This is a genomic window from Peribacillus sp. P4_C12, from assembly GCF_056402095.1.
On sequence record NZ_JBFUIB010001107.1, the window covers coordinates 1 to 673 of the forward strand.

1 protein-coding gene is annotated in these 673 nt (G+C 42.9%); it reads right to left on the reverse strand.

Translation table 11 applies throughout. The features are described from left to right. Positions 1 to 31: 31 nt before the first annotated feature. A partial coding sequence (locus AC1DUW_RS31615; protein ID WP_477644548.1) for a toprim domain-containing protein occupies positions 32 to 673 on the reverse strand: 642 nt, incomplete at its 5' end.

The following is a 673-nucleotide window of genomic DNA, read 5'->3' on the forward strand; positions in this document are numbered from 1 at the left end:
CTCTTCAAGCGGCAAATCACGAAACGTTTCCTCAAATACCATCGTTATTGACCTCCTCTTCAATCGACATATTTTCATTATCTAAAATATTCGATTCTTCTTCGAGACCAAAAGCGACATTGGTTTCAATCCATTTACGGCGTGGTTCCACTTTGTCTCCCATTAACGTTGTCACACGTCTTTCTGCACGCGCACCGTCATCGATTTTCACGCGTATTAATGTTCTGGTTTCCGGGTTCATTGTCGTATCCCATAATTGATCGGCATTCATCTCACCCAGCCCTTTATAGCGCTGAATCATATAGCCTTTCCCCACCTTGTTTATCGCTCCCTGAAGTTCATCATCACTCCATGCATATTCAATGACTTCTTTCTTCCCGGTCCCTTTACTCACTTTATATAACGGCGGCAAGGCTATGAATACCTTACCTGCCTCAATTAACGGCTTCATATAGCGGTAAAAGAATGTCAGCAGCAGCACTTGGATATGGGCGCCATCCGTATCGGCATCAGTCATGATAATCACTTTATCATAATTAGTGTCCGAGGTATTAAACTCGGCCCCGACGCCTGCACCGATAGCATGGATAATCGTATTGATTTCTTCGTTTTTAAATATATCCGCTAGTTTTGCCTTTTCTGTATTGATAACTTTACCCCGTAATGGCAGTAC